The organism is Pseudomonas aestiva (genome assembly GCF_039908605.1).
In the GTDB taxonomy this organism is placed as follows: Bacteria; Pseudomonadota; Gammaproteobacteria; order Pseudomonadales; family Pseudomonadaceae; genus Chryseomonas; species Chryseomonas aestiva.
In genome coordinates, this window is record NZ_CP150916.1 from 3,222,354 (window position 1) to 3,242,571 (window position 20,218).

The 20,218-nt window shown below is 55.3% G+C and carries 13 protein-coding genes and 3 pseudogenes; 9 read left to right on the plus strand and 7 right to left on the minus strand.

All coding sequences use genetic code 11. From position 1 onward, the window contains the following. Positions 1-105: 105 nt before the first annotated feature. A complete protein-coding gene (locus tag AABM56_RS14925) occupies positions 106-306 on the plus strand; it encodes a hypothetical protein (RefSeq protein ID WP_133861203.1) in 201 nt (66 codons plus the stop codon). 38 nt (positions 307-344) lie between these two features. After that, positions 345-551 (plus strand): annotated as a pseudogene (locus AABM56_RS14930) (Crp/Fnr family transcriptional regulator); the annotation flags it as partial. Between the two features lie 1,397 nt (positions 552-1,948). Here AABM56_RS14930 and AABM56_RS14935 read toward each other — a convergent pair. Beyond that, positions 1,949-2,698, minus strand: a complete 750-nt coding sequence (locus AABM56_RS14935) for a VRR-NUC domain-containing protein (protein ID WP_166655897.1) — start codon at positions 2,696-2,698, stop codon at positions 1,949-1,951. 2,093 nt (positions 2,699-4,791) lie between these two features. Here AABM56_RS14935 and AABM56_RS14940 point away from each other — a divergent pair. After that, positions 4,792-4,992, plus strand: a complete 201-nt coding sequence (locus AABM56_RS14940) for a hypothetical protein (RefSeq protein ID WP_133861205.1) — start codon at positions 4,792-4,794, stop codon at positions 4,990-4,992. Positions 4,993-5,067: 75 nt separating this feature from the next. After that, complete coding sequence (locus AABM56_RS14945) at positions 5,068-5,790, plus strand: Crp/Fnr family transcriptional regulator (protein ID WP_133861206.1); 723 nt, start codon at positions 5,068-5,070, stop codon at positions 5,788-5,790. A 134-nt stretch (positions 5,791-5,924) separates the two neighbouring features. Here the strand turns inward: AABM56_RS14945 and AABM56_RS14950 are convergent, their stop codons facing one another. The 4 genes from AABM56_RS14950 to AABM56_RS14965 form a co-directional block, all read right to left on the minus strand. Then, positions 5,925-8,021 (minus strand): EAL domain-containing protein, encoded by a 2,097-nt coding sequence (locus tag AABM56_RS14950; protein ID WP_347883443.1) that lies wholly within the window; start codon positions 8,019-8,021, stop codon positions 5,925-5,927. A gap of 1,524 nt (positions 8,022-9,545) precedes the next feature. Then, the gene (locus AABM56_RS14955) at positions 9,546-9,728 is read right to left on the minus strand and encodes a hypothetical protein (RefSeq protein WP_133861208.1); all 183 of its coding nucleotides are present in this window, start codon (positions 9,726-9,728) and stop codon (positions 9,546-9,548) included. 264 nt (positions 9,729-9,992) lie between these two features. Beyond that, a complete protein-coding gene (locus AABM56_RS14960) occupies positions 9,993-10,187 on the minus strand; it encodes a hypothetical protein (protein WP_263258908.1) in 195 nt (64 codons plus the stop codon). 247 nt (positions 10,188-10,434) lie between these two features. Further along, positions 10,435-10,893, minus strand: coding sequence for a hypothetical protein (locus tag AABM56_RS14965; RefSeq protein WP_133861210.1), 459 nt, complete (start codon positions 10,891-10,893; stop codon positions 10,435-10,437). A 632-nt stretch (positions 10,894-11,525) separates the two neighbouring features. Here AABM56_RS14965 and AABM56_RS14970 point away from each other — a divergent pair. Both AABM56_RS14970 and AABM56_RS14975 read left to right on the plus strand, forming a co-directional pair. Continuing rightward, on the plus strand, positions 11,526-11,909 hold the full coding sequence (locus AABM56_RS14970; protein ID WP_133861211.1) for a histone-like nucleoid-structuring protein, MvaT/MvaU family: 384 nt from the start codon (positions 11,526-11,528) through the stop codon (positions 11,907-11,909). Positions 11,910-14,458: 2,549 nt separating this feature from the next. Continuing rightward, complete coding sequence (locus tag AABM56_RS14975) at positions 14,459-14,803, plus strand: hypothetical protein (protein ID WP_263258907.1); 345 nt, start codon at positions 14,459-14,461, stop codon at positions 14,801-14,803. 1,283 nt (positions 14,804-16,086) lie between these two features. On the opposite strand, the gene AABM56_RS14980 is transcribed toward AABM56_RS14975, so the two are convergent. Beyond that, positions 16,087-16,305: a hypothetical protein gene (locus AABM56_RS14980; RefSeq protein ID WP_133861213.1), complete on the minus strand. Its 219-nt coding sequence runs from the start codon at positions 16,303-16,305 to the stop codon at positions 16,087-16,089. An 85-nt stretch (positions 16,306-16,390) separates the two neighbouring features. Next, positions 16,391-16,633: a DUF1173 domain-containing protein gene (locus tag AABM56_RS14985; RefSeq protein WP_263258941.1), complete on the minus strand. Its 243-nt coding sequence runs from the start codon at positions 16,631-16,633 to the stop codon at positions 16,391-16,393. A gap of 812 nt (positions 16,634-17,445) precedes the next feature. Here AABM56_RS14985 and AABM56_RS14990 point away from each other — a divergent pair. The 3 genes and pseudogenes from AABM56_RS14990 (at position 17,446) to AABM56_RS15000 (ending at position 20,217) form a co-directional block, all read left to right on the plus strand. Further along, a complete protein-coding gene (locus AABM56_RS14990; protein ID WP_178083901.1) occupies positions 17,446-17,883 on the plus strand; it encodes a TIGR03757 family integrating conjugative element protein in 438 nt (145 codons plus the stop codon). Continuing rightward, positions 17,880-18,826, plus strand: a pseudogene (locus AABM56_RS14995) (TIGR03756 family integrating conjugative element protein). Before AABM56_RS14990 ends, AABM56_RS14995 begins: the two are co-directional and overlap by 4 nt. A gap of 17 nt (positions 18,827-18,843) precedes the next feature. Further along, positions 18,844-20,217 (plus strand): annotated as a pseudogene (locus tag AABM56_RS15000) (integrating conjugative element protein). Position 20,218 lies beyond the last annotated feature (1 nt).

Below are 20,218 nucleotides of genomic sequence, written 5' to 3' on the forward strand. Positions count from 1 at the left end.
GAGCGGCTGGTCTGGTCTACGAACAAAAGCACGGCGACCTGCCTCGCGAACTCCCAGAAGGGCACTACACAGCAACATCGCTCATACACCCATGAGGAAGCCGTTATGCTTGCTTACTTCGTCGTTTCAAAAAGTTCGGGAAACATCATTCGGGTCACCAGGCGCGACGTCAGGCCAGCGGACTCCGCAACCGTCACCTTCCTCGAGGCGTTGCCCAGCGAACTGGCTAGCTACGAGTCTGCACACGCACGCGGCCAGGACCTGATCAACATCGCCGATACGGCGAGCCATCCCAGCAGCACCTGACACCAAGGGAGCATTCGTGGGTGACGCCAGGTGTATAGAACCGCCACCATTCGATAGACCAGCAGCTGTGTCGTTGGCTGTTATTGTCGCTGGATCGTCTGCCTGGCGATCAGCTGAACATGACCCAGGAATTGATCGCTAACATGCTCGGCGTACGTCGAGAAGAGATGACCGAGACCGCGGGGAAACTGCAGCGCCAGGGCGTTATCGAATACAGCCGCGGGCACATCACGGTACTCGAGCGCAGCACTGAATACGAGCACCGATAGGAGTCGCGGCATTCAAAGTCACATCCGGTTGCGCGTCCTCATCCGGGGCAGCCCGGAAAGAAACACGCATTTGGCCAGCAGTTGCAGTCTCGGTCTTGAATTTTGATTCGAATAAGCTCAGCTCGCCTTCATCAGCATGGATCTGCCTAACGAAGACGCTTCCCTGATTACGTGCTCGAAGTCGGCACGGTGAGAACACTGAAGGCAGCGCCGATAGAATGATTGCCACCACCGCCAATCCAATTCTGCTCGCCACTACCGTAAGCAAGCGACTCAGGCAGCTCACTACGAGTTTTTCTCCGACTTTTACACTACACCTGCAGGTTGGTGGCCGCCGGCAGGGCTCGTAACACCGTCGGTGGTAACCTCTTTCCCCTCCAGATACGCAAAAGCCGCGCACATTCGTGCGGCTTTTGTTTTAGAGCAGGCATAAAAAAGCCCGACTCAGTGGCCGGGCTCCAAAGTCGTCAGCATCTCTTTACGCACAAAATTGGCAAGATAGGGAAATAATTGCTCAAGCGCTCGCTACCGTCGAGCGGCAATATGACCCAGTAACCCTTCTTCTGTTACCACGGTGTTAGTACGACTAAGCGCCTGGGTCACTAGATCCTCGCAGCGCTTACCGATGCCACCGTACCACCGGCAGCACGTCTGCTCGGGGCGTGCATCCGGGTCCCAGATATTCATGCAGTAGAATGCTCTGAGCAAGACGACTATGTCTGTGGATCGGCGCCATTCTACCCCGCGTAGCTCAGGGATCGCCCAGGCGGTGACCGCCTTCCATACAAACAGCCGTGGCGATGGTGACTAAGTGCGCGGGATCAGGAATCCATGGCATCGACCTTGCCTGCCTTGCCCGTGCTGTACTTGGCCACCAGTCCAGTCCAGTCCAGGGAAGATAGCTGGCGGTGCAGCGGAGCGTGCAGCAGGCAGTCCAAGTCGCGCTGCTCCTGCGGGCTAAGGCGGCTGCCAGATTGCACTTCCAGGTAGCCGGCGTCATAGAGCTTCTGTCAGGCCTGCTTGTTGGTGTTGTCGATGATCTGGGCGGACAGGCAGCGGACGACTGCACTCAGGGTGTCACAGTAGTAGCTTATGGTGAGTCTCCGGTGCAATGCGTGCCATGCGGGCCGCGGCGGTTGCTCGATTCGTCGTGCTGAATCCACTGCAGGGTGGCCAGCAGCTGTTCCAAGTGCAGGAGGCGGTGGCTCAGGGTGAAGACCAGATCCTCTGCGGGCAGCACCTGGCCAGGGGTGTAGTCAACCCAGCCGGTACCAGCACAGGCGTTGCACGCCCGCTCGTAGATGACGCCTTTGGTGACGCCTCGCCTGTGACCTATCATGCAACGCGAAATCGGCTTTGCCTCCCGAGTGAGGTCAGCGCCGTGCTACTTGCGCATTGGCCCTTCGGTCGATCTCATCAGTGATCAGGGCCTTCTCGCTCTGGGCGCGTGACATGTCACGCTGGTTTTTTTCCTGCGCCGCTCTGTCGATGGTGCTGCTGTCTTTCCCAGACAGGAACCGATCACCCTGATCTCGACCAGAGCGCTGACCCTGGGCGGTAGATATACGGACGAAGCATTGGCTGCGCTGCTCCTCCAGTACGCGGTACCTTCGGAGCAGCTCATCGTCCGTAGCAGTACCCATGCGAAGCGCAGCAATAGCGTGTACTTCGTCGACAAGCTCCTGAGCGTTATCAGGAGCAGCTACGTGCGCCTTATCGAGGTGGCTTGGCAGAACGACTAGGGACCGCCCCAAGATCTGGGCGGCTATGTCGTGGATTGTGTGCTGAATAGTGATCACTGGATGACCTCGATTCTGGACAGGCGCAAATAAGCGGTGATGGCTAGGCGCATCCTCAAAGCCAACGCAGACCCGAGCCAAGAAACCTGCTTCGCTCAGATGATGCAGCGTCTCATGCTGCGCCGGGGAAACAGGGCTCTTGTGCACACGGTTCAGCTTGAACTCAATCCGCGTACCGAAATAGCCGCAGCGCGCTAGATCGATGCAGATATCCGGAATGCCGACCGTTACGCCCTGCCCCTGCAACTTCTTTGCCGTAGTGGCGTATCGTTTGGAGCCTTTAGGGACGTGATATATCAGTTTCGACTCTTTCGGGTACTGCACGTAGAGCGAGTCGAATAGTTGTTTTTGCTCAATGGCTTCCCTGTCGTTGCGGCGGGTCTTTGGGCACGACTAGCACGGCGGGGCTCAGGGCATGAGGGCGGCGGTCATGCAGCACCGCTTTGGCCAGCAGCCCATAGCAGTGCTGCAGCAGCTTGTCTTGGGCACCGTAACGGTTCTCGAATCGGCGATTCCAAGGGTGGATGGCAATCAAGCCGGGCATGCCGGTTCAATCATGATGGCGGCCAGCGCGCAGCGGTAGCAGGCGGATGCTCACGAGTAGGTTCAGGCGCCCATCCAGCCGACGTACGATGCAGCCCAGGCTGTACACAGCATTATGAAAGCGCTTCTCTGCGGCGCTAAGTGTCTTACCCTTCATCGCCATCGACCAAAAGGTCGCCGATCGAGCGGCGTGGTGCCGGTGCCGGTGCCGGCGCATTGCGCTCGCGCTTCACCGACTGGGCCAGCTCCTGCTCGCGGAAGTGGACATGAGCCTCGGTCTGCTGGATCTAGGGGTCCGTGACGGAGCCACGATTGAATCCCTGGTCATAGGTCAGGCGGCGGGCTTCGGTCATCTTTTGCTTGGTGAACATCATGCTACGTCGGCCTCCGGCCAGATGATGCGAGCCGAGGTCAGCGCATCGTCGAGGGTTACTTGGGCGCCGACCTTTGCGAACGGCGGTCGGCCAGAGAACAGAACGAACCAGTAGGCCTTCCTGCGGCACCTCGGCGAGTGCTTTCCCACTCGAACAGGACGAAGCCGCCACCCTCGCGGAGCCGGTCAGAAGCGCGTTCCCCTACGCTCTCCTCGAACTTGGCAACCGAGAGGGACAGTCGGCTTCATCTCATCGTAGCGCTTGTTCACCACTTCAAAGATGCTCATACGCTCGAAGTCGTTTTCACGACTGGCGCCTAAGTCGTCGATAACCAGCAGGACGGCCTGGAGCGGCAGGACTTCCACACCGAGGGTCGTGTACTCCCGCTCTGGAACGCACATAAGGCATAGCCGGCGCGAAGACAGCGTCCATAGTTCTCGGTCTGCATCCACGGACGACTTTGCTGCCGACTAGCGTGACCTTCATCTCGGCGCTGATTGCTAAGGTAGGCGCGAGACCCACCGGTCGGCCATGGAAGGAAAAAGAGATAATGAGCAGTCTAAGGAAAAGCCAGGAGTGAAGTCCGTGAAGTCGGGGAGTTGTGGCACGGAAAATCTTGAGATCGAGAAAAAACATCGCCTACGTTGGTGTCCTGCTGTTCATCGCAGTTGCAGGAACGCTCGTCATTGTATTTTCGCCGTTTTTCCTATTTGATCCTTGGTAGATTGCGTACCCGCGGAGGCGCTGCCCGGACATGCTGAATCCTACAGCTATCGCTGCCGCTAGAGTGGTTTGTCGCGGGATACTCACTACCGTATTGGGAATAGACGCACAGGAGGTAATCATGGTCCTTACGGTACGGTCTCAGCTCAGGCTCACCAACCTGGAAGCGGATTTGGCCAATCGTTTTGCTGAAACACTTCAAATCGCTCACGCCGCTGACCTCAAGCTCTAGGTTCAAACCGATCTTGAGCAAGCTCTCGCTGACGCAGGCAAACTCAGCAAAGAACAAGAGTTTTGTCTTGCATGGACTTGTACCAACGGTCCAGACCTATATACCAAGGAGTGCATGAAGATGACGGACTCTCTCGTCGGGCGTGACCCCTATAAAGCGCTTCCTATCGTAGACGGCCCTGTTCAAGGCCAAACCCATGCTTGGCCGCACCGCTCATTCCAAGTGGACTCATCTCCAGGAAGCCTTGGATCACTTCCCTCTATCGTTACCTACCACCTAAATCAGCATCAACAGCTTGGCTGGGTTTGGTCGTTAGCGCAGCCATCCTGACACCACTTGAACAGGGGCGTACCGGTACAGATATAAACGGTGATTAGGCATCCTTTGAAAGAATCCTCCAGTGGGTCTAGGCCCGAAGAGTGGATTTCCTTGCAGCAGTGTTTAACGGGTCCTGCAAGATGCTGAGCGAAGGCATCGGTCGTGTCTCACTTCGCCTTTTGCGAGCCACACAGCAAGATAGCTCATACAGCCACGAGGAAGCCGTTATGCTCGCCTATTTCGTCGTTTCAAAAAATCCGGGCAATATTATCCGGGCCACCAGGCACAACGTAAGGCCGGCGGACTCTGTAACCGTCACCTTCCTCGAGGCGTCGCGCAGCGAGCTGGATCGCTACAAGTCTGCACACGCCCGCGGTCAAAACCTGATTAACATCGCCAATACGGCGAGCCGTCCCAGCAGCACCTGAGGCCAAGGGAGCATGCGTGGGTGACGCCAGGCGTATAGTGACGGCTCAATCCGACCGCACTGCCGAAGAGAAGCCATGCCCGAAGACTCCAAGCCGCAGCGCAATAGCTTGTTGGCTGCTCTACCTGAAGACGTCCAGCAACGGCTCTCTTCGCACCTGGAGCTCGTCCATCTGGCGCTGGGTCAGGTGCTCTATGAATCTGGGGAGTCCGTACGCTACGTCTACTTCCCCACCGACTCGATCGTTTCGCTGCTCAACGTGATGGAAAACGGCGCCTCGGCGGAAATTGCCGTGGTGGGTAATGAAGGCTTGATGGGCATCTCGTTATTCATGGGCGGCGAGAGCACACCTAGCCGTGCCGTGGTACAGAGCGGCGGCTATGCGTATCGGCTGCAAGGGCAGCGCCTGACGGAAGAATTCGATCGACATGGTGACATGCTGGTGCTGATGCTGCGATATACCCAGGCACTGATCACCCAAATGTCGCAAACCGCGGTCTGCAACCGCCACCATTCGATAGACCAGCAGCTGTGTCGTTGGCTGTTATTGTCGCTGGATCGTCTGCCTGGCAATCAGCTGAACATGACCCAGGAATTGATCGCCAACATGCTCGGCGTACGTCGCGAAGGGGTCACCGAGGCCGCGGGCAAACTGCAGCGCCGAGGCGTTATCGAATACAGCCGCGGGCACATCACGGTACTCGACCGTAAGCAACTCGAACAGCTGAGTTGCGAATGCTATGACGTAGTGAAAAAGGAAACCGATCGCCTGCTGTCATATCTGCCGATACGCAGTTAAGACACGTACAGCCCTTGCAGCGTGATTGGATCGTCAACATGCCTTTAGGCAAAAAAGCCCATCGAACATCCAGTCTGACTTTCCGAGCCGGTGCCACGACCCAGCGCATTAGGCACAGGGCATTTCTGGAGAGATTAAGCGCTAGACAAGCGATGCTGGCTAAGAAAGTAGGACATATCCATGGCCTCCAAGGGTTTACTGAAGAAAAACCCTTGGGCCTGATCGCACCCGCTATTCATAAAAAAATCTGCTTCGGCAGAGGTTTCTATGCCTTCAGCTATGACCGTCAGGCCTAGGCTTTTCGCCATTGAGAGCATGGCACCGACCACCGCCACTCTGCCGCTATCCAATCCGATATCATGAACAAATGACCTGTCTATTTTTAGAAAATCAAAGGGCATACGGGTCAAGTATGAAAAGCTCGAATAACCGGTACCAAAATCATCGAGCGCAAGCAGAACGCCTGCCTCTTTCAGCACCTCCAACCTTATCAAGCACTCGCTCAAATCCTTTATAAAAATCGTCTCCGTTACTTCGAGCTGCAGTAGACCCGGATCCAGCTTACAATCGCTCAACACCGTAGAAACGAAGTCTGCGTAGGAGTCGTCTTCCAACTCCAACGCCGACACATTGACGGCGATTTTGATCTCACCTAAACCCACCGACTTCCACTGGCCTATTTGGGTACAGGCTTCCTTTATCGCCCACCGACCTAACGCCACCACCAGTCTCGTCGCCTCAGCGACGGGAATAAAACTATTCGGCGCAACTTCTCCCAAAACGTCATTGCGCCATCTCATCAACGCTTCAACACCCACCACCGCACCGTTCGAAAGATCGATCTTAGGCTGATAGACAAGCCTGATCTCGTCAAGATCGATACACTGACGTAGACCCTCCTCGATTTTCCGCCGCTCCTGGGCCTGAGCGCCTATCTCATCGCTAAAGAAGGTATACCCGTTTCGGCCGTTCTGTTTCGTCCGGTACATGGCAGTGTCAGCCTGGGCAATGAGCGAATCTATATCGACATGCTCTTGCGGAGAAAACCCTACACCCATGCTGATCGTAATATGAACTTCTTGGTCATCTATGAAATGAGGCTCATTGCAACTGGATATAATTTTTTTCGCGACTTTTTCGGCAGCTTCGCGACTCTTGAGTCCTGCGAGCAACACTAAAAACTCATCGCCGCCCTGCCTGCTTACCGTATCCTCTTCCCGCACACAGCCCGACAATCGAGCAGCAACCGAAACCAAAAGCTTATCGCCTAACGAGTGCCCAAAGGAATCGTTTATCCCCTTGAAGTTGTCCAAATCCAGAAAAATTATTGCGACGTTTGAACGGTTCCTAACAGCGGATCGCAAAGATTGTGCTGCCCTGTCGCGGAACAACAGGCGATTGGGCAGATGGGTCAATTGATCATGCTCCGCCAGATAAGTCATCTTGGCTTTCATGGCGCGCTCCATCGAGACATCATGGAACACGATGACCGCCCCCGTTACTGCCCCATTTTCATCGATCATCGGCGCGGTGGAGTCCTCGATATCTATTGCTCCACCGTTACGCCTGAGGAGGACAGCACCTGCACTCAATCCTGTAGGTGCACGCTTACTCAGCGCCAGTTCTACCGGATGAGGTATATCGCCAAATGCCCCATCAAGCTTGACTTTCATGACATCGCTGACAGGTTTCCCTTTTGCCAGCTCTTTCGGCCATCCGGTCAGCTTCTCAGCGGCGGGATTGATATATTCAACCTTTCCTGCACCGTCAGTACCTATGACTCCGTCACTAATGGAATCCAGGGTGATCTTTGCTCTCGCCAGAGCGCTATTGCGTACGCGGTATCCTTCAGAACCTGTCCAGACGTCTTGTAACACCTGTATCAGGAGGCGAGGATCGGATAAGTCATCACCTATATAGATGTGCACGCCTTCTTGAAGGGCGAAATCTACACGTTCGCGGAATGACTCCGGCACTAAAAGCAGAACAGGAATAGGAGACCTTTTTTTGGCAGCGGCGCTTAAGATCTCTAGAATTTTAACGGGCTTAAAGGTGCTCTTTGTCAATACCAAGACGATAACATCTGTCCCCTCTTCACGCTTGAGCGTCTCAAGCGCAGAACCAACACTATTAAAATGGGAAACACCAAAGACAGTAGACGTAGAACCAATTCTTTTTATGAATCCAGTGACTCGTGTCTTCGTAGAAACAACCATCAGATTGACGTCCATCACCACCTCTGTCTGGCCAGCCTGTTTTAATATATTCACCACACAATGGCGCCATGAATCACGTCGCGCGCCCGACTGAATCCATCTATAAAATAACAATCATCAAATTGTATTGAACCATACAAAGACCTCATAATCTTCAATACATCCTATACCTCACACGCATCCTGGCACGGAGTCAAGAGTACCATTGGGTGGAGTACCCACTAAAACCCTGCAGTCTACTTGCTTAAAAATCGACTTTTTCTATAAAAATCAAAGACACTGCCAATAGGAGACCGTCGCAAAAAATAATAACCTAAGCATCCCCTTCAAAATCCAAAGTCACTTAGAACCCTTAAGGGTCTTCGATTATTGCCAACATCAGGGAGAGCCACTTCCCTCTTCTCAGAGAGATCCTCAGGTCACTCAAGACGGTCCTCTACCAAAAATCGAAAACAAGACTGGACAACAGTACCAGCAAGACCACGCCGATCAGCAAAAAATACAATATACCTTCTGTAGACGCTGAATCTTTTGGCATATCCCCCCTATTAACCCATGCGCGTGCCACACGCGACGCGTGCAGTCACAGAACAACCAAATGCAACAAATACCGCAACCACTGGCATTCGCACTTAATTCATAGCGGCTTAAATACCCAGCCATGAATACGGACAGAAAATGGCCTCTACAGCAATGCTGTCAACCACTACCACCGGCAGGAACAGCTAAATCTTGCAGACAGGATCAGCCCTGCATCCAATCATACTATTACAAAAGCACACCAAGCATTCCAATTGAAGGACACTTGGCTGCCACACGTCTTCATGGGCCATTCTTAGTTATTTATCCGCCCTCTACATCAAGAGCGGGACGCCTATGAGCGCCCTATCCATTACGCGGCGCCGATAAAACCGGGCAATAAGAGGGAATCCCCTCCCCCCTGACAGCGCCACCTAATTCCAGCCAACGAAGCCATTCACCGACGCCTTGGACTTGTTATGCCCAAGCCTTCGTGCCAATTACAGACTCGCCATAATAAAATTCTGCAACTAAACGCATGCGTTCAGTGCTCACGGTATATTTTGAGCCGTATTATAAGTAAGAAAAAAGGAGCTTCCGCTACTCATATTTCCCTGCTATCAGTGACGCAAGCGGCAAACTTGAATGAGGCATTCGGCGTCTGGCCTTGGATATCTGATCACCAGACTCTGGTCATTACGACAGCCATGACGATGATGCGCCTCACAGCAAGGCTGGTCGGTGAGTAGCTGCGAGCCAGGCAGCCGTCGCCCGTCCGACCACTATCCGTGGTAGGTGCTTGAGCTCAAGGAGTCGACGTCCTTTGAGGGGATTCAGGGAGATCAAAGCTTCGGAAAGAGCCAGATGCCAGTACAGAATAGGTCAATCGCCTGGCTCGCCTACGAACGCCTATCGGTAAAACGCCCACTCCCCAGAAAATCAACCAGCGCATCGACAGGATGAGCATTGAAGAAAAGCGGCTCTTTATTACCAAAAAAGTAACTGACTCAGTTCGCCACACTAGGGAACCAACTTGTCGTTCCTGTCAGCTGTTATCGAACGGTCCGACAGTTCTCGTTGGCGCTGCTTCGCCATTTTCTCTAAACGTAATTCAGCATTCATGGCTTGCGTTTCTTCCAGGGTAGGTCGTAAATCTTCCGGCCGCGTTCCGGCGTTTGTCCGTGTGTTAGATTCATCAGCCATCTATGTTCTCCTGTATGCGACACTCGCCTACATCAGAAGTGTTACGATGCTCGCCGTTCAGTGGCCACTATTACCAGCGGTCTAAAGCAAGCAGTGACTGGTGACCGGATGCCTCTCTGCACACGTTCTCGGGTCCGGATCCCGCGGGTCAGCGAGCCCTGGCAAGAGCCAGGCACTACCTAGGCGGCCGAGGGGTTGCAGCACTCATTCAGACCGACTGCCCACAACGACCTCTCCACTCCAGAGCCGCCTTAACGGTATCGATCACTTCAGCAGTTGGGCCAAGCACGCCATTAGGCCAGTCAGAGCAATGCCACCGATCACGGGTAAGAGGATCCAGAACGGGTTCTTCTGTTGCCTACGAAATTGCGTCGATTTGGCGAGTTCGGCATTCATCATGGTCTGGGAGGCATCGATGCGACGGCGTGACTCAGCGCGGGCTTGGGTATGAGTATTCACGCTCGACTCCTTTAGCGGCAGCGGCCTCCGCAGTCTCTTTGAAGAACGGGAACCGGTTGATAGTACCACCCGCCAAAAATTGACTATTAGGCGGGAGATCCAACACTTACGCCGGTGTCGACTAGGCGATCTCTATCGGAAAATTGACCGCCTACTCGCGGTTTGCTAGCCAACAAACTGGCACTTGAGCACATGCTGTTCCGGTGCCATGCGACATAGTATCCAATCACGGATGGCGGCGCGCGGGCTATACTCCATATAGACCCGCAAGTTTCACGGTTTCAGCACTGAACGCTGTCGGATGGCGATTTACGATAGCTTCGAAGATACTCCGCATCACCGCATCGGACTCGAAATCGGTGCGACACTGAAGCAGACCGGAATGGGAGACGCTGCGCTGAACCGCGGCAATTAGCCCACCAGCGCAGAGGCTCTTGATGATGTTATGCGGTAAACGTCCCGAGCGCCGCAACGTCGTTACGGCCTCGGCGAGGACATCGAGAATCTCCTCCTCCGCGGCTGAGAAGGGTCCCTTACCGAGCCTGCCTTTTTTCAGCAAATAGCGGCGGGCCAGATTAAGCGCATGATGATCCAACTCGGCCTGAACCCTTGTGTTCATAACGCCACGCGCTTTAAGGCTGCTTTCCAGTGCGATGAGATAATCCCAGTTGAGAGACTGAGGAATCTGTGCGACGACACGATCCATAGTGAATGTCCATGCAAGAGCTAGCCTTAATGGCAGTCTGATAGCATCCGATAGGTATCGTTCCCGACCGCCCGTCTCAACACACGGAGGCCGTCATAACCCTGGAACGTACTGACCTCTCGCTCCGCCTCCGAGACAAATCTTTCGATCTCTCCACTCCCAACACGCATCAGTTTAGCGGAGCACCGGGATTGAAGCGGGCGGACCTACGTCGTAGTAATCCTCATGAAACGCCGTCTCGGATTGCACAAGGACGAAGCTTAAAGATACGCTTATAGAAAATTATGGAATGAAGATGTGTCTAGCTCAAGCGCGGTTGCAAAAAACTATTTATTAGCAACTGGCTGAAATACCAGAGTTTAAGGCGAGTACGCAAATCATTCCATGTAATGCCCATAGAATATCGTATTAGCTTAGAGCACATTGATAGACGTTCGGACGTCGGGGTCCGACACGCTGATCAGGATAGCGATCCATCGCACCCAACTATACTTAATCTATCGCAGCCTACTGCTGATCAGCAACACCGCCATCTATTAAAACGCCAGAAAAATTATTTCATCTTTGCTCTAGCCATTTACAGATGAAAAAGCTATAACAACAGCCACTGACTAAATTTGGAGGAGATCAAAATGTCCTTGATCCAAGAATACCGTCAAACCGAAACTGCTATTGAAGAACTGAAGCAGCGCTTGGAACAGCTAAGCACCGATGAGCGCCTGCAGAAAGAGCTTGACTTCGAAAAGCAACTGCGTGCTTTGCTAGGCGAACACAAAAAGTCGCTCCGTGACGTTATTGCCATCCTCGACACCGATGCCGGTACCACCAATAGCGTTGGTCGCAAGAGCAAATCTACGCTGGCAGCGAAGCAGCGCCGGTTCCGCCAGTTGAAACGCTATAAGCACCCGGAAACTGGCGAAGTCATCGAAACTAAGGGTGGCAACCACAAGATTTTGAAAGCCTGGAAGGCTAAGCACGGCGCCGACGCGGTCGAAGGTTGGCTTCAGAGCAAGTAATCACGCCCGCTGCCGAATCATGCAGCGACTCATACTTGGTCGAGTCGCTGCACTATCAGTACTTTCTCAGTCCCAACGAGGAAAAGATCCAACGCATCATTAGCCACTGCTTCGCCTTTACCGTTCGCCGGGGTGAAGCTTGCTGGGAACCCTTTCGCTGATTACTGTCCAGCCATACAGTATCCTGAAAGAAGGTCTATCCCGTATTCATTTTGCGCCCCATCCCTCGTCTCTGCCACGGTTGTCCCGGTCGTTCTGTTGAGTATCAGAAGGTCATGGCTTCAGGGATTGAGCAGGTGGGCCGCTATGGACATGTTTGGTGATGAGCAGGACAGCTTCGAATAGCAGCAGTGCCTGTTCCGCCCTGTGGAGCTGATGTACTGCCGCAACCTCGTTGCTCTGCTGACCGAAGAGTTCGACCAGGTGCGTCAGTGTCTGGGGCAAGCCCAACGCGCCAATCGTGTTCTGGTCGCTGAGCGGTATGTCCTAACGGCGGAAGTACAGCGTCACCGCTTGCGCTACGTCCAGTTCTTACATGAGGAGAACCAGCGTCACGGGCCCCGCGGTGGCCGACTCATCCCGGACGACCGCGACGCCCCCTCTCGCGTGCTCAGCGTCATATCCTGCGGCTCGAGTCTATGCACTCCATCCTGCATATACCGCCACTTCCCAGCCAGCGGGGTAGCTCAGGTCCGGCAGCTGCAGCGACTGCTAAGCGCCGGCTTCAGCCTTTTGAAGATTCGTGGCTTTCCGGATTGCATGCGGCTGATCGAAGACGCCCAGGCCTGCCCGGGGACCTCAGCCACGCAGCGCTAGCGCCTGGAGAGCCTTGGAGCGTCAGATTGGCAAATTGGAAAGCCGCCGCGCTCGCCTGCTGCAGATTGTTAGAGAGAGCGAAGAGCCTGCGCCATAGCCGCCACATAGGAAAGCCGGAGGTTCGGCAGAGATCAGATTTCGCCTGCCTTTGCTGCGGTGCGGGGCAACGCCCTAGACCGTCGTAGCATTGGGTGTTTCTACAGTTTGCAGCCTCGAATGGAGCAGATTGGTGATCCATACCTGGCGGGACGAGCGGGCCTAGGGTGGGGCTTTCCCGTTTTCGCGCGCCCAAGGAGGTCGTATACGCACACCTTCCGGGTAAAACGCCTGACCGCGACGCGGTGTTTAGCCCATCTAGATGTGCATCATCACTGCCCCTTTCGGTTGCATGGAAAAGTCCCAGCACAGGCCAAATTTTAGGAGCGATTTATTTGTATATAACAAAGCCACAATCCACCTTATTCTTTCTTTAGACGGATATAAAAGTGAAATTTGACCCATTTTCTAGATATACACGAAGCGGACCTGACCCGCTGTCGCGATGTTGTTTCGCTGCCATTCCACCGCTAAACATTGGGTTCCCCACAAGTGGATTACAGCCTAACCACTGGGCGTATTCCTCGTCGCTCAACTGGAGCGTTACCGACTTCCAGGAGGCTCTAGCTTTCACAGTTGCTTTCTCTATTCGATCAAAGACGTTCACGTTGTACCCTCTGATGATTGTTATACCAACTAACGCCGGACCTCACATAAAATCCGGATTAATCTAGCTTGTAGCGCCAAATCTGGCGGGCTTTTATTATTTCTAGTATTTCTTGAAATTTAGACTCGTCTATCACTATACCCCTAATGTTTATTCTAAATTAACACGGCGCTATGAGTGTATTAAATCGGACCTCGGGGTAGCCTAATTCATTAATATAGCTTTTGAGAATTTCTGTCTCTAGAAACGAAAATTCCAGCACTATGATTGGGCTAATTTTCATCCTTTTACAAACTACCAGTGGGTTGGCGCTTGTTGTCATTCTCACCTATGACTGGTTCATCGAAAGCGTCTGGAACAACATTATCCTCGCCGGCTGGATCTATCTGACCGAGCCCCAAAGGCTCGGCTGCATGCGTGCTCAGGAATACGGACGACATCACATATGGTCCATGCAATTCTCTTGCGAGCAGGGCTGAGGGGGTCGGCGAACTGAATCTTTGCAACCTACTGGTTGGGACAATCATTTACCACCTCACAAGGAAATCGCCAATGGCCTCAATAGTTAGAAGTGGACAAAAAGCAGGCGTTCAGTGGCCACTACTATCGGCAGCCTTTATTGTCACGTTTCCACCTTTTTCTGCATATCAGCTACCGGAGGTAAGCCTGATAGGAAATGCGGACGAAGCTTCTCGGCCTTTTGTCTCCGTATCTCAGCTTTCCGGGGTTACCTTTATTCTAGTGTGGACTGCACATATCCGAGATGCATGCCGCTATCGTTTAGCATCCTAAAATTTCCGCTAATTACAACTCTCATCTGCAAGACTGCCTGATATGATAAGCGCCCTAGAGCTTTCTGTTCAGTGGCCACTATCACCGTCGATCGGAACTTCTGCCGATCACCCGACCATCACGCTCGCTCATATCGGCTCGGTAGTTATGCAGCTCGCATTTTTACCTTTTGCGCGTGTAAGTCTTGCTGTGATGTGCAATTATCGATGCGCGGCATGGTAAGGCGGAGGGGGCAGGAATGAAACGCGACGAGCAGAAGTGGATTCCTATTTCGTACATTCGGGAATTCTTTCCCTGTAATTTCGAAATCAGCCTAAGACAATCTAATGTTTTTTACAAAGGCTGGCGCATAGAGGTGATCGATTCCATAACACATCGCGCTGCCGCTTCCGAGAGCAATTCGAGAACCATCTTGGATATATCTTCTATGATAGAAATCGCTGCAGATTTGATGGGGCGCATCAAGGCCGGTCCTACTCAGCTGCCGGAAACTCCTGAGCCAGTACCTTGCGCTTCGCAACGGGAAACCTATGGGCTGGCGAATGTGATTCCATTACATAAGAAAAAGAAAGCGCAAAGATAAAGTCTACAATCATTAATTCGGTAGTCGCCACAGCGCTTTAGGCTATGGATAGCCCGAGGACTAGTAACGTTGTCGGGATTATTTGGTGGAACTACCTTTTATGTGCCTGAAGGTCATTTAGCAAGGTGCTGATTCCTTCTGACCGCCCTGCCACGAAGTTCAATATCTATCCACGCTTAACGTGTTACAGCTGCATGAATAGATAGAAGCACGCGCTGGACGAACGGGCAAAGTCAGCTCTAATAAGTACTTGAGCTAGTGAAGGGCACTTCATAGGGACCTCGCATAGAATGTCTTACGGTCGCAGAAGCGTTTTGACGGATCAGCATGAAACCTTAACCAGGTCTCTGGAGGTCAGTTTTCGAGCATGAATGTGCCAGAGTTGGGCGATTAACGGCATTTCGCAGGGCGCTGGCTTTGATGTCGCTAAGATACGGCTTGCGCTTTGCTCTTGGCCCAGGCACTGACGCACGTGGTTGAGCTCGTCCGTCAGCAAATCCACAGGATCACAACTGTACATCAGTGCGTCGGGACAAACAGAGAATGCTGCTGCACTAAGCGAGCGGATCGCCAAGGCCGGCCTGCAGGCTGACCATTCGCTGCTCTTCCCGGCCGCCGCCGGCGGCAATAAAGCCTTAGAAATGAACGATGCGTGCAGTGTCTCAGATGAACCTGGATTTCATAGCGGCGTTTTCCGGTAAGGGCTACGAAACGCGCCTGATCCGAGCGGGTTAGATCGCCAAGGCGAAGACAGCTGTGGCCCACAAATCCTCTTCGAGGATTGAACAGCTGCACGCACGGGTCCGCGAGTATCCAGTTAAGGTGGATGTCCATATATACACAGCCAGGTTACTGGAATGTTCCAGCAACACAGCAATCGGTCCCGACTTCCTTAGACCCGCGCTAGCCCTGCGTCTCCTGCGCCGGGAAGCTATTGACATAGATGGGCTGCAGCGGTCGCAAGACAGGTGGTGATTCGCAAGAGCTTATTTAAGCATGCCGGATAGCGTTTTCCGTCCTTGATCTTGGGTGTCTAGTGCGCTTGACCTCTATCACGCGCAATTGCAGGAATAGAGCACGCTGCCTAACCTCACTAGATATGCTCACAATGGTGCGGCGCAGATCAGGCGCTAGAGCGACCAATATCGCGGTATGCCATTGTTATAGCGCGTCCACCAGTCTGCTCAATTCTCGTGGTCTGCATAGTCGCGCTTACGCCAGCCCTAGGGCCTTACCATCAAATCCCGCCTAGGTGCTAGCGCCTGCTTATGTGCAGTTAGTAGTCACTCACGGGGTTCTATAACGGTGTCTTCGGCACTGTGGACTGCGCGCTCCTCCCAGTTTTCGGACTTCTTGCCGAGCACGTAGACGGCCATGCCGTACCCTGCTGCCGCCTGAGGATTTGGCATCACGGCAAGCAAGTGCCAGCCGTCGGCGAGAGCTGCCTCCGCATCACTACGAGTATTAACTTCTTTGAGATGTCTCACTTCGTGCAGCTGCATCGAGGAGCTCCAAGCCAGCGAAGCCGGCGGGATGGACGGCGGGAAGGGCTCAGCATTCCAGGTCAAAGGTAACATCTCTTCCAGGTTACATGCCGAAGACCTCAAGGGCGAAGTCTTGCTGCACGTCTAGCAGACAGATGTCTGGGAAGACTGTGCACTCATCGGCGTCATAGCGCAGCGGCTTGTCGAACTGGCGTTCTTCATCCCGCAGCTTTTGCTCGATATTGCCTTTCAGGTCTGAATCGAGCGCGATCCACTGTTCGCTAGCCGGCATCAGCGCCACCTCGGGCACATCCGCTTGATGAGCTTTGCCAAGGCGCTGAACGATCGGAGCGGTAGCGGTCGCTTGTCGACGTCCGCTTCTGGCTGCTAGCTGCTAGCTGCCCTACGGTAACGGCTGCTTTGGGTCGATTGCAGCCGGTGGCAACGGGCTGTAATCGGTCCGAGGCGGCCGATAGGAACGAAAAGCCTGCCCCGTGACCATTAAGACCGCCGGTAGTAGTGGCCCCTGAACATGTTCGGGTTTGCTACTTCCAAACTGGTGAGGCCATTTTCGGCCTCACTGTGAGGTACAAATGATCAATCCAACCAGTAGGTGGCAAAGATCCAGCTCGCCAAGTGCGGCAGCGTTAATTGCACGGTCCCTGCTCGGACCAGAGACGATTTCAGCAAGATCTCTACGAGCGCATGCAACTGAGCCCGACTCAGTTGAGCCTTTACCTCCGGACGACATAGATCCGGTCGTTCAGCCAGATGCAGATCCGAACGCTCCTGAAGATCCGGTGACGGGCGAAGACGACGACCAAGATCCTGCTCCTCGCTAACTCTGGTCCAATGTAAATCGAGCCCAGCCATAGCGCTGGGCTTCTTTTTCCGATGGCTACAGGAGATCAGAGAATCCAGCTTTAACTGGCAGGCCTTAAGAGGCCACCCCATCTGAAGATAGAGCGCTCAGAACGACGGAGACGGCATGACGGTAGGCTGGCTGTCCTCGGCTCGAGTAAAGGCGCGATGGGTAGCAGACTCCGCCTAGGCGTCTATTAAAAACTCAACCTCCAGCGACCTGGATATGGTTTTCCACTGACCCAGCTCGTCTGATCACGTTTCCTGTACCAGCCATCCCTATACCTGGTACTTCGCATGTCCGCCCTACCCTCCTGCTACCCTGCTGAGCCAGCGCTCCGCTGGCTGATCTGTGCCCTTGCCGCCTGCAGCGCACCTTTCGCTGCAGCGGACGTGCTTGCAATCTCCGACGCCACTCATCCCCTCACCAACAACATCGGCACCCATGTGGTGCTCTTGGATGCCCCGGAGCGCCTGGAGCAGAAGCTCTCTGAAGGCCTGCCGGCAGACCCGCGTCAAGCCGCGGCCATCATGCAGCAACGGATGCGCTCGGCGTCCACGCAGCAGCTGGGTCGGGAGCTCGCCAAAGCCCACCAGGACGTCGCCGACGTCTGGAGCCTGGGCATCACAAAGCTCCCTGCAGTGGTAGTGGATCGCCGGTACGTGGTCTACGGCCAGCCTGACGTGGCGGCTGCCTTGGCCAGCATTGAGCGCTATCGGAGTAGTGAACGATGAGTCGGTCTCAGCAACGCCTGCGGCGCCTAACGTTGGCCATCCCGCTCGCTACCAGCCTGCAGGCCACCGCGACGGTCACCACCGCAACCATCGTGTCATCCTCGCTCTCTCCCGAGTGTCTTAAATACAAGGTGGTTGGCGTCTGCTACTGGTTGTTCTGCACCCCCTACGGCTGCAAGGTTAAGACCTCGGCCAAGGTACGCCACTTCGTGCCCGATGCCGTCGTGTCCAGCTATGCCAATACCGGCGAGAACCCGTGGACGGAGATGGCCTCTTTCAGCCCCGTCAGCAGTGTCGCCGCCGGTGGCAATGACCCGGGCGACAGCGCGACCCAGGCCAACGCCACCATCAGCGCTCGCTTCAAGAACACGGATGTCATTGGCCACCCGGGCGGCTACGCCTTCAGCCAGTTCGCCAGCGGCTCTGGCTATGTCTGCAAGGGCACCGGTACAGCCTACATGCCGTATCTGCTGAGCAACTACGACTACCTGGCTTGGCGGTACGGCATCCCCGAGGCCGTCTATCCGGAGGCCCTCATCCCGGGCAAGCGCGAAGTGGGCGGCACCTTGTCCGGCGACCTCTGGGGCAACGTCTATCCACGCAGCGGTTTCCTGCATCAGCCCGATGACTACAAGGCCGCAGCGGTCATGGCCCAGCGCGCCGGCGACGTGGTCACGCGCTCTGGCCAGATCCACGTCTACCAGTCGCTGCTGGCACAGGCCGAGGACGGCTACTGGCCTGCAGGCGAGCTGCTTGAGGGCAACGCCACCACCGGCAAGTGGCAGGAGCTCACACCCACGCTGAGCCAGAGCTGTGCAGCCTTCCCTAACCGGGCCCACACGTCCAGGACGCCGTGGGCGCCTATGCCTGGGCGCTGTGGCGCCCCTACAGCTGCTGCAAGCGTGAAGGCCAGGTCTTCCTGGGCAGCACCGACTTTAAATGATCAGGGAGCCGTCGATCATGAGTACCACTCGCCTCACCCTGCTGGCCAGCACCTGCCTGGCTAGCCATCTCCTCGGCAGTGCTGTCCAGGCGGCCGAGCCCTACCGTGTGCAGTCCCAAGGCAGCGTCATCGGTGACGACGTGCTCTACAGCATCGGCGGCGGCAACGCAGTGTCGATGGGCAGCGTCGGCAACATGGACAGCATCCAGATTGGCGGAGGCTGGAACACCAACCTGATCTGCGGAAACATGAGCATCACCAACACCCTGCAGAACCAGCTCAACGGGGCCACTTAGGGCTTCCAGACCATCATGAGTTCGGTGATACAGAACGCCACCGCCGCGGTAGGCTCCCTTCCCGGCCTGATCCTGCAGCGTGCCAACCCGGGGCTGTACAACCTCATCACCAACGGCATTGGCCAGGCACGCCTGGACTTCGATCGCTCGAAGGGCACCTGCCGCGCGATCGCCGACAAGATGCTCGATGTCGCCGGCGGCCAGGTCGGCTGGAACAAGCTCGCCGAGGGTGAAGCGATGAAGTCGGCCGCTGCCGGCACCAGTGATGCGGTGGCCGCAATCAACCAGGTCGAGCAGAAGAGCGGGAATGAGGGCGTCACCCGGGTCGGTGGGAGCAAAGCCGGGGGCAGCGGCCAGCAGCCTATCAAGGTGATCGGCGACGTCACCAAGGCCGGCTACAACATGCTCAGTGGCCGCTCACCCACCGCCACTGGCTCGATCCCGGCCAGCAGTTGCAACGGCGGTCTCGTCTGCAGCACCTGCTCGTCGCCGCAGGAGGCCGCGACCTTCGCCACCCGCGTCCTGGGCGAGCAACAGCAGCAGACCTGCAACAACTGCCAGAAGACCGTGACCCAAGCTGGGGTCGGCCTCACCCCGCTGATTCAGGAAACCTACGACACCAAGCTCAAGGCGGTGAATGCGCTGATCGCCGGCACCCAACCGATGACAGCCGAGAACCTGGCCGCGGCCGGTAGCAACTCCATCCCGATTACCCGCGGCATCATCGAATCGCTGCGCACCGAGCAGGACCAGGACGTGCTGGCCAAGCGGCTTGTGTCCGAGGTCTCTCTGGCGGATGTCATCGAGAAGGCGCTGTCGCTGGTTCGTACCCTGGCCGCTGGCCGCCAGGAGCCCAACGTCGCCGCCAACCAGGTCGACCAGACGCAGGTCGACCAGAACGCCGCCAACCTGCAGGCCGAGATCCAGAACCTCAAGACCGAGCTGGACATGCGCCGGGAGCTGGCCGGCAACTCGCCCACCACCATCCTGCAGCGCGCTGCGCTGCGCAAGGATGCTTCCAAGACCATCTTCCAGGGCGACCCCATGCCGAACCGACTGGATCGCGTCGAAAAACCCGTCAAGAAGGGCGAATAAT